General features: G+C 67.5%; 7 protein-coding genes and 2 pseudogenes. 7 read left to right on the forward strand and 2 right to left on the reverse strand.

Going from position 1 to position 10,214, the window contains the following annotated elements:
- The first annotated feature begins 29 nt into the window (after positions 1-29).
- Both aceA and aceB read left to right on the forward strand, forming a co-directional pair.
- Positions 30-1,343, forward strand: a complete 1,314-nt coding sequence (gene aceA, locus QCD75_RS03255; protein ID WP_301225682.1) for an isocitrate lyase — start codon at positions 30-32, stop codon at positions 1,341-1,343.
- Positions 1,344-1,448: 105 nt separating this feature from the next.
- Positions 1,449-3,113, forward strand: coding sequence for a malate synthase A (gene aceB, locus QCD75_RS03260; RefSeq protein ID WP_301225684.1), 1,665 nt, complete (start codon positions 1,449-1,451; stop codon positions 3,111-3,113).
- A 235-nt stretch (positions 3,114-3,348) separates the two neighbouring features.
- Here aceB and QCD75_RS03265 read toward each other — a convergent pair whose 3' ends face one another.
- Positions 3,349-4,542: an MFS transporter gene (locus tag QCD75_RS03265; protein ID WP_301225686.1), complete on the reverse strand. Its 1,194-nt coding sequence runs from the start codon at positions 4,540-4,542 to the stop codon at positions 3,349-3,351.
- A 108-nt stretch (positions 4,543-4,650) separates the two neighbouring features.
- Complete coding sequence (locus QCD75_RS03270; RefSeq protein ID WP_301225688.1) at positions 4,651-5,862, reverse strand: ROK family transcriptional regulator; 1,212 nt, start codon at positions 5,860-5,862, stop codon at positions 4,651-4,653.
- A 297-nt stretch (positions 5,863-6,159) separates the two neighbouring features.
- Here QCD75_RS03270 and QCD75_RS03275 point away from each other — a divergent pair.
- The 5 genes and pseudogenes from QCD75_RS03275 to QCD75_RS03295 form a co-directional block, all read left to right on the forward strand.
- Positions 6,160-6,411: pseudogene (locus QCD75_RS03275) on the forward strand (carbohydrate ABC transporter permease); the annotation flags it as partial.
- 82 nt (positions 6,412-6,493) lie between these two features.
- Positions 6,494-7,242: pseudogene (locus QCD75_RS03280) on the forward strand (sugar phosphate isomerase/epimerase family protein).
- Positions 7,239-8,357: a Gfo/Idh/MocA family protein gene (locus QCD75_RS03285; protein WP_301225692.1), complete on the forward strand. Its 1,119-nt coding sequence runs from the start codon at positions 7,239-7,241 to the stop codon at positions 8,355-8,357. Before QCD75_RS03280 ends, QCD75_RS03285 begins: the two are co-directional and overlap by 4 nt.
- 9 nt (positions 8,358-8,366) lie before the next feature.
- Positions 8,367-9,608 carry a Gfo/Idh/MocA family protein gene (locus QCD75_RS03290; RefSeq protein WP_301225694.1) on the forward strand — a complete coding sequence of 414 codons (1,242 nt, stop codon included), beginning with the start codon at positions 8,367-8,369 and terminating at the stop codon, positions 9,606-9,608.
- A gap of 1 nt (position 9,609) precedes the next feature.
- Positions 9,610-10,214: sugar phosphate isomerase/epimerase family protein (locus QCD75_RS03295; protein ID WP_301225696.1), on the forward strand; the 605-nt coding region annotated here is incomplete at its 3' end.

A 10,214-nucleotide genomic window follows, 5' to 3' on the forward strand; every position in this document is an offset into this window, starting at 1 on the left:
CGGCCCGGGGCCCCACTAAGGAGACAAAGATGACTGCAGCATTTGAGCCCACCCAGACGCCCGAAGAGCAGGCCACCGCACTGGAGCTCGAGTGGGCTGCCAACCCGCGCTGGGAAGGTGTCACTCGGGATTACAAGGCCTCCGACGTCGTCCGCCTCCGCGGCCGCGTCTCCGAGGAGCACACCCTGGCCCGCCGCGGCTCGGAGAAGCTGTGGAAGCAGCTCACCGGGGAGCACAAGGAAGGCAAGTACACCAACGCCCTGGGCGCACTGACCGGCAACCAGGCCGTGCAGCAGGTCAAGGCAGGCCTCCGCGCCATCTACCTCTCCGGCTGGCAGGTCGCCGCGGATGCCAACAACTCCGGCCACACCTACCCGGACCAGTCCCTCTACCCGGCCAACTCGGTGCCCACCGTGGTCCGCCGCATCAACAACGCCCTGCTCCGCGCCGACCAGATCGAGTTCTCCGAAGGCATCCAGACCGTCGAGGACTGGATGGTCCCGATCGTCGCCGACGCCGAGGCCGGCTTCGGCGGCCCGCTGAACGCCTACGAGCTGATGAAGTCCATGATCCAGGCCGGCGCCTCGGGCGTGCACTGGGAAGACCAGCTCGCCTCGGAGAAGAAGTGCGGCCACCTCGGCGGCAAGGTCCTGATCCCCAGCCAGCAGCACGTCCGCACCCTGAACGCCGCCCGCCTGGCCGCAGACGTCGCAGGCACCCCCTCCGTCATCATCGCCCGCACCGATGCCGAGGCAGCCACCCTGATCACCTCCGACGTCGACGACCGCGACAAGGAATTCGTCACCGGCGAGCGCACCGCTGAGGGCTTCTACAAGGTCCGCAACGGGATCGAACCCTGCATTGCCCGTGCCAAGGCCTACGCCCCGTACTCCGACCTCATCTGGATGGAAACGGGCACCCCGGACCTGGAGCTGGCCCGCAAGTTCGCGGAATCGGTCAAGGCCGACTTCCCGGACCAGATGCTCTCCTACAACTGCTCCCCGTCGTTCAACTGGAAGAAGCACCTCGACGACGCCACGATCGCCAAGTTCCAGCGTGAACTCGGCGCCATGGGCTTCACCTTCCAGTTCATCACCCTGGCCGGCTTCCACGCCCTGAACTACTCGATGTTCGATCTCGCCCACGGCTACGCCCGTGAAGGCATGAGCGCCTACGTCGAGCTGCAGGAGAAGGAATTCGCCTCCGAATCCCGCGGCTACACCGCGACCAAGCACCAGCGCGAAGTCGGCACCGGCTACTTCGACGACATCGCAACCGCGCTCAACCCGAACGCATCCACCCTGGCTCTGGTGGGATCCACCGAAGAAGGCCAGTTCCACTAATCCCCAGCTTTTCCCGCCTGTTGCCCTATCACTTCTGGTCCCCATCGGCCTTCTTTGGAGACCAAAAGTGATAGGGCAACGGCGGACATTCAAGGAGCAACTCCCATGAACAGCTTCACTGACAACTTCACCATCAACGGGGTTACGTTGACCGCACAGCCGATTTGCCGGCAGAGCGAGGTCCTGACTCCTGACGCCTTGGCATTTGTCGCCAAGCTGCACAAGGCGACCAAGGGACGGCGGATGGAGCTGTTGCAGGCCCGCCGGGACCGCCGCCAGCAGATCGGCAAAGGCCAGGACCCGCGGTTTCTCCGCGAGACCGAGTCGGTCCGGAACGATCCGTCCTGGCGCGTTGCTCCCCCGGCTCCGGGCCTGAGGGACCGCCGGGTCGAGATCACCGGCCCGGTGGACAAGAAGATGACCATCAACGCGCTGAACTCCGGCGCCAAGGTGTGGCTCGCGGACATGGAGGACTCCTCCACCCCGTCGTGGCGCAACGTCATCCAGGGCCAGCTCAACCTCACCGACGCGCTGGAGCGCCGGATCGACTTCACCTCCCCCGAGGGCAAGGAGTACAAGCTCCGCCCCGCCGGCGAGCTGCCCACGATCGTGGTCCGGCCCCGCGGCTGGCACCTGCCCGAAAAGCACATGCTCATTGACGGCACCCCGATTGCCGGCGGCATCGTGGACTTCGGCCTGTACTTCTTCCACAACGCCCGCCGCCTGATCGCCCAGGGCAAGGGCCCGTACTTCTACCTGCCGAAGATCGAAAACCACCTCGAAGCCCGCCTGTGGAACGACATCTTTATCCTCGCCCAGGACCTCCTCGGCATCCCGCAGGGCACCATCCGGGCCACCGTGCTGATCGAAACCATTACGGCCGCCTTCGAAATGGAGGAGATCCTCTACGAACTGCGCGACCACGCCGCGGGCCTCAACGCCGGCCGCTGGGACTACATCTTCTCGCTGATCAAGAACTTCCGCACCCGCGGCCCGCGCTTCGTCCTGCCGGACCGCAGCCAGGTCACCATGACCCAGCCGTTCATGCGCGCCTACACCGAACAGCTGGTCCGGGCCTGCCACAAGCGCGGCGCCATGGCGATCGGCGGGATGGCCGCAGCCGTCCCCAACCGCAAGAACGCGGCAGCCAACGCGATCGCCATCGAGAAGGTCCGCGCGGACAAGACCCGCGAAGCCGCCGACGGCTTCGACGGTTCCTGGGTGGCCCACCCGGACCTGGTTCCGGTCTGCCGCGAAGTGTTCGACGGCGTCCTCGGCGACCGCCCGAACCAGCTGGACCGGCTCCGCGAGGATGTCATCCCGGACGACCGCGCACTGCTCGACATCGCCTCCACCACAGGCACCATCACCGAGCAGGGCATCCGGAACAACATCGAGGTCGGCATCCGCTACATCGAGTCCTGGCTCCGCGGCAACGGCGCCGTCGCCATCCACAACCTGATGGAGGACGCCGCCACCGCGGAGATCTCCCGCTCGCAGCTGTGGCAGTGGATCTTCTCCCGCGCCATCACGGACCAGGGCGACGTCATCACCCGCGAATGGGTCGAGGACATGCTGGACGAGGAGTTCGCCAGGCTGGAACGCTTCGAAGGCGACCGCTTCGCCGATGCGCGGGACATCTTCGAGGAAGTCACCCTCACCCCGTCGTTCCCGGCCTTCCTGACGCTTCCCGCGTACGACCGGTTCCTGCATGAAGCGCGCGACGGCGGCGACGTCCCCAGCGACGACCCCTCCCTCGTCCCCGCCTAAGGCCGGTACAGGAGCACCAAGGGAAGGTATAGATTTCCGTCTGCTGGGCCGCCATGCCCTTCGCAACAGGCACCCCCGAGATCCGGGGCGGTGGCCCAGCGACGGAAGACCCCCTCAGCAACTCGACAACGGCGTCGAGGTGACAGTTAAGGCCCATGTTCCTCGCGAACATGGGCCTTAACTGTCACCTCGGCATGGTGGGCAGGGGCGACGGGGCAGTGCGGGGCGGCGGGGCTCAGTGCGGCTTGGGGACGTGCCGGAGGGAAAGCGCGGTCCCGAGGATGAACATCGACACGGAGCCGAACACCATCAGCAGCGGCCCGGTCCACGATCCCGAGACGCCGTGCACGTAGCCCAGCAGGGTAGGGGCCGCCGCACCGAAGGCGTAGCCCGCACCCTGCACGACGGCGGACATCCTGCCGGCCGAGGCCTGGTCCCGGGCCAGCCGGATGATGGCGATGAAGATCAGCGTGATGCCGCCGCCCTGGGCGACGCCGCCCAACGAGGACCACAGCCACCACAGCACCGGCGCCAGCAGCAGGCCCAGCGGAACCGTCAACCACAACAGCCCCAGGGTGAGTCCCACCGTCGTTGTGCTGGCGAAACGGGCCGCGAACGGAACGCCCAGCCCGCCCACGATGGCGAAAATCTGGAACAGCGAGGATCCGGCGCCGGCCCCCGCGGCCGTCATGCCGAGTTCGTCCGCCAGGATGCTGGGCAGCCACGCAGTCACGCCGTAGTAGGAGAACGCCTGCCCGGCGAAGCCTGCGGTCAGCCCGACGGTGATCCAGCGCGACGCCGGCTTGATCCCGGCGCGAGCGGGAGCCGGGGCGGGAACCGGTTCGGGCCGGAACGCCTGCCGGCCAAAGGCGAGCACCCAGGCCAGGAACGCCGCGACGGCGAAGAGCCCGCTGGCGGCCAGGGCCACCCGCCACCCCAGCAGCTCGGCCAGCGGCGCCGTCACCATGGCGGTGATAAAGGAGCCGATGTTCAGGGCCGCGGTGTAGATGCCCATGGCCGTGGCCTGCCGGGCCGGGGCGAAGTCGCGCCGGATGATCAGCGGGACGGCGATGTTGCCGATCGTGATGGCGATGCCGAGGATCACCGTGCCGAGCATGACCAGGGCGCCGTTGCCCGCCGAACGCACCATCACGCCCAGCAGGACGCCCAGCAGGGTGAGGGTGATGGCGACTTCCGCGCCGAGCTTGCGCCCGGCGAACGAGGCGAGGGGCGCGGCCAGGGCGAAGCACAGCACCGGGATGCCGGTCAGCAGGCCGAGTTCCACCGGGGAAAAGCCGAGTTCCGCCTGCATCAGGCCGACCACAGGCGCCACGGCCACGAACGGACCGCGCATGTTCAAGGCGATGAGCCCGATCGCGGCCAGCAGGATCCAGCTGCGCGGGACCTTCGCCAGGACGCTGCCGCTCATGGGTGCCGCGGCTCAGCCGGCGGGCAGAAATATGCTTTCATCAGTCCCATTGCTATCACGCGTCCGCTCCGGATCCGGCGATTATGACACCCGCGGAAACTGCCGGCGTCAGCCTGTGGCCTGCAGGGTTGCCTCGATGGCGGCGGGCGAGAGCACATACTGCGTGACCATCTGGCTGGCGCCCAGGATGGCGGACTGGTCCCCCGCCATGGACAGGCCGATCCGCAGATGGGTGGTGGCCAGCGGCAGCGAGCGCCGGTAGACCACCTCGCGGACCCCCGCCATGAGGTGTTCTCCGGCCTGGCCGAGGCTTCCGCCGATCACGATGACGGACGGATTGAGCAGGTTCACCACGGTGGCCAGCACGTCCCCCAGGTCCCGGCCTGCCTGGCGCAGGGCCTGGATCGCCTGCAGGTTTCCCTCGGCCACAAGGCGCAGCACGTCGCCGCCGTTGTCCGCCTTCAAGCCCTCGAGGGTGAGGGCGTGCGCGACGGCGGGGCCGAAGGCAAGCGCCTCAAGGCAGCCGTAGTTGCCGCAGCGGCAGAGCACGTTGTCGCCGCGCGGCACCCGGACGTGGCCGAGATCGCCCGCGGTGCCGTTGGCGCCCCGCTGGAGCTGTCCGCTGCTGATAATCCCGGCGCCGATGCCGGTGGCGACCTTGATGAAGAGGAAGTTGTCGTGTTCCGGCCAGTAGGCACTCTGCTCGCCCAGGGCCATGATGTTGACGTCGTTGTCCACCAGCACAGGAACCGGCAGCGAGCGCTGGACGTGCCGGACGACGTCGAACCCGTCCCACCCGGGCATGATCGGCGGCTTCACCGGCATGCCGGTGGCGTGCTCCACCGGGCCGGGCAGGCCGATGCCGATGCCGGCGAGGACGTCCTTGCCGCGGCCGGCCTGGCTGAGCAGCTGGGTCCCTTCCGCCACCACCCGGTCCAGCACCGTCACCGGGCCATCGGCGACGTCCTGGGTCAGCCGCCGCTCCGCCAGCACGGTTCCGTTCAGGTCCGTGACGGCGATGATCAGGTGGGTGGCTCCCACGTCGACTGCCAGCACAACGCGGGCGGCGGGGTTGAAGGCAAAGCGCGACGGCGGCCTGCCGCCGCTGGAGCTGGCCTCCCCCGCCGGTCCGACCAGTCCGGAGTGCATCAGGGCATCGATGCGTGAGGCGACGGTGGAGCGGGCCAGTCCGGTGGTGAGGGCCAGCTCGGCACGGGTCCGCGCCTTGCCGTCGCGCAACAGCTGGAACAGGTCCCCGGCACGGGACAGACTGCCGGCGGCCTCGGGGGCGAGGGGTTCGGTGCCGGGGATCGTACTCATGAGTAAGTGATAGCACGAAGTTCTTATGCATGTCACGCTGCAGAAAGTTTGCAATATAGTTTGCAACTTTTGCTTGACGATCGACAAAAGTGGTTCTAGCTTTGGGTGTGAGGCAGATCACTGGACACGGCCGGTCTCAGGAGGATGCAGCAGTTCAGCGAATACAAAGGGGTATCGAAGTTGTCGAGCCAGCCACTAGCAGCACCGTCGCCCCTGGGCGTCGGGATCCTGGGATCCGGACCCGTGACGCAGGCTATCCACTTGCCCTCCCTGGCACGGCTCCGGGACATCCTTGAAGTCCTCTCCACAGCGATCTTCGCCTTCCTGCTGGCCTGGAACGACTACCTCGTGGCCATCGTATTCCTCCGCTCCAACGAGGTCTTCACCCTCCCCATGGGCGTCCAGTCCTTCTTCCAGCAGAACCAAACAGACTGGACCTCGGTGATGGCCCTGGCCGTGATCATGATGCTCCCGCCGGTGATCGTCTTCGCAACCCTGAACAAGTACTTCAGCGTCGGCGGTATCGGCGGATCCCTCGCTGGCCGCTAGGCCTTCAGCCCCCGACGGCGGCCGGCTGGCAGCCGGGCGGCCCACCCACTTGAGAACAAACCGACTCCCGCAAAGGAACGCCATGTCTTACTCACTCCAGCTGTACACCCTCCGCAACGCCATCCAGGCAGACCTGCCAGGCACCATCAAGAGGGTGGCCGACATCGGCTTCACCCAGGTTGAGCCCTACAACTTCGTGGCCACGGCCAAGGAACTGGGCGCGGCACTCAAGGAGAACGGCCTCACCGCACCGTCCGGCCACGCCCCCTGCTCAGCCAGGACCAGGACGAAATCTTCGCCGCGGCCAAGGAACTTGGCATCACCACGGTGATCGACCCCTACCTCCCGGCCGAGCACTGGCAGTCCGCCGGTGATATCCAGGCCACCGCCGCCAAGCTCAATGCCGCCGCGAAGAAGGGCGCCGAGTACGGCATCCGGGTCGGGTACCACAACCACGCCTGGGAGCTCGAGTCCACCATCGAGGGCCAGACCGCGCTCGAGTACTTCGCCGGCCTACTGGACCCTGAACTGGTCCTTGAAGTGGACACCTACTGGGTTGCCGTGGGCGGCCAGGACCCCGTCGACATCCTGACCAAGCTCGGCGACCGGGTCAAGTTCATCCACATCAAGGACGGCCCGCTCAACAGGGACACCAAGGCCCAGCAGCCCGCGGGCCAGGGAAAAATCGCCGTCTGGGAGGTCATCGGCGCCGCCAAGTCCCTGGAAGTCGGCGTCGTGGAGTTCGACGACTACTCCGGCGACATCTTCGAGGGTATCGCCGAGAGCCTGGCGTACCTGAACGCTGAAGCCAGCGAAGGCTCGCGCGCATGAGCGGCGCAGCTTCCCGCCGCGGCCCCGTGGGGGTCGCCGTCATCGGTGCCGGTAACATCAGCAAGCAGTACCTGGACAACCTGACGGTCTTCCCCGACCTCAAGGTCCACGTCATCGCCGACCTCTTCGAGGATGCAGCCGCCGCACGCGCCAAGGAGTATGGCATCGCGGAATCAGGCGGGGTGGACGCGGCACTGAACCATCCCGACGTGGAAATCATCGTCAACCTGACCATCCCCGCGGCCCATGTGGAGGTGGCCACGGCCGCCGTCAACGCGGGCAAACACGTCTGGACCGAAAAGCCGTTCTCCCTGGACCGCGACTCCGGGCTCGGGCTGCTCAAGGCCGCAGACGCCGCCGGAATCCGGCTGGGCTGCGCCCCCGACACGTTCCTCGGCGCGGGGCTCCAGACCGCGCGGCGGCTGATTGAACGCGGCGACATCGGCACCCCGCTGACGGCGATGACCACGTTCCAGACGCCGGGTCCGGAATCCTGGCACCCCAACCCGGCCTTCCTCTTCCAGTACGGCGCCGGACCCCTGTTCGACATGGGACCGTACTACCTCACCGCCCTGGTGCAGACCTTCGGCTCCATCCGCAAGGTGGCCGCCGTCGGCTCCAAGTCCAAGGAAGTCCGCGTTATCGGGTCCGGGCCGAAAGCCGGCGAGGAATTCACGGTCGAGGTTCCCACCCACGTCAGCGCGATGGCCCAGTTCGAGAACGGCCAGTCCTCGCACAGCGTGTTCAGCTTCGAGTCCCCCCGGCAGCGGATGGGATTTGTCGAGATCACCGGCACCGAAGCCACCATCTCCCTTCCCGATCCCAACCACTTCGACGGCGAGGTGCGCCTCTGGCGGGCCGGCGACGAAGAGTGGACGGTCATCCCGGCCACCGGCCCGAGCCAGGGCCGCGGCATGGGCGTGCTGGACATGGCACGCTCCCTCCGCGCCGGGGTTCCGCACCGCGCCACCGGCAACCTCGCCTACCACGTCCTGGACACCATGGTCTCTATCTCGGAGTCGATGGAATCCGGAACCTTCATCGACGTCGAAAGCTCCGCCCCCGCCTCCGCAGCCCTCCCCGAGGACTGGGACCCCACCGCTTCCACCCTCTAGGAACCCGTCATGACTTCCCAAGAATCCACGGACAACCCTGCCCCGCCCGGGCCCCCAGCCAACACCGGAGCGCCGCTGGGCGTGGCCATGATCGGCTACGCGTTTATGGGCAAGGCCCACTCGAACGCCTGGCGCAATGTGGCCAGCTTCTTCGATGTGCCGGCCTTCGAACAGCGTGTCCTGGTCGGACGGGACGCGGCCGGCGTCGCCGAGGCCGCCGCCAAGTACGGCTGGGCGGAGTCCTCCACGGATTGGCGCTCGGTGATCAACCGCGACGACATCCAGATAGTGGACATCTGCGCCCCGGGCTTTATGCACGCGGAGATCGCCGTCGCAGCCCTCGCCGCCGGCAAGCACGTGCTGGTGGAGAAGCCGCTGGCGAACACCCTGGCGGAAGCCGAGTCGATGACCGCCGCGGCGAAATCGGCCCGCAGCCAGGGTGTCCAGTCCATGGTCGGGTTCAATTACCGGCGCATCCCCGCCCTTGCCCTGGCCCGGGAACTGATCAGCGAGGGCCGGCTGGGTGCGATCCGGCACGTCCGGGCGGCGTATCTGCAGGACTGGCTCGTGGACCCTGAGTCGCCCATGACGTGGCGGCTGACCAGGGACACCGCCGGGTCCGGGGCGCTGGGGGACATTGCCTCCCACGCCATCGACCAGGTGCTGTTCCTGCTCGGGGACCAGGTCACCGAGGTCTCGGGCCGGCTGCACACCCTCACCTCGCACCGCCCGGGCCGGGACGGCCCGGAAGAGGTGACGGTCGACGACGCCGCCTGGGCCACGCTCTCGCTCGCCTCCGGGGCCGTTGCCTCGGTGGAGGTCTCCCGGGTGGCCACCGGCCGGAAGAACTCACTCAAACTGGAGATCTACGGGGAAAAGGGGTCCATCCTGTTCGACCTTGAGGACCTGAACGAGCTGGGCTTCCTGGACGCCACCGTCCCGGTCCGGGAACAGGGCTTCCGGCGCATCCTGGTCAATGAGCCGGAGCACCCCTACGCCGCCGCCTGGTGGCCGCAGGGGCACGTGATCGGCTGGGAGCACACGTTTACACATGAAATCCGTGACTTCCTCGTCGCGATCGGCAACGGGAGCCCGCCCTCGCCGTCGTTCGAGGACGGCCTGACGGTCCAGCGTATTCTCGACGCGGTCGAGGAAAGCGCGGCGGCAAAGAGTTCGATCATCCAGTTGGCCGGCGTCCCCGCCGCCGCCCTTGCTTCCCGCGTACCGACCGCCTTCCCCGAAGGAGCCTGACATGGCCCGCCCGTACACCCTGTTCACCGGCCAGTGGGCCGACCTGCCCTTCGAGGAAGTCGCCAAGCTTGCCTCCGGCTGGGGCTACGACGGACTGGAAATCGCCGTATCCGGGGACCACCTGGACGCCTGGCGCTGGGACGAACCCGGCTATGTCGAGTCCAAACTCGCCGTGCTGGAGAAATACAACCTCAAGGTCTGGGCCATCTCCAACCACCTCAAGGGCCAGGCCGTCTGCGATGACCCGATCGACTTCCGGCACGAGGCCATCGTCGGGGCCAGGGTCTGGGGCGACGGCGACCCCGAAGGCGTCCGGCAGCGCGCCGCCGAGGAAATGCAGCACACCGCCCGGCTCGCCAAAGCCCTCGGCGTGGACACCGTGGTCGGCTTCACCGGTTCCTCGATCTGGCAGTACGTCGCGATGTTCCCGCCCGTCCCGGAGAAGGTGATCGAGGCCGGCTACCAGGACTTCGCCGACCGCTGGAACCCCATCCTGGACGTCTTCGACGAATGCGGCGTCCGCTTCGCCCACGAGGTCCACCCCTCCGAGATCGCCTACGACTACTGGACCACCGTCCGCACCCTCGAAGCGATCGGCCACCGCGA

This window comes from Arthrobacter sp. PsM3 (genome assembly GCF_030433895.1).
In the GTDB taxonomy this organism is placed as follows: Bacteria; Actinomycetota; Actinomycetes; order Actinomycetales; family Micrococcaceae; genus Arthrobacter.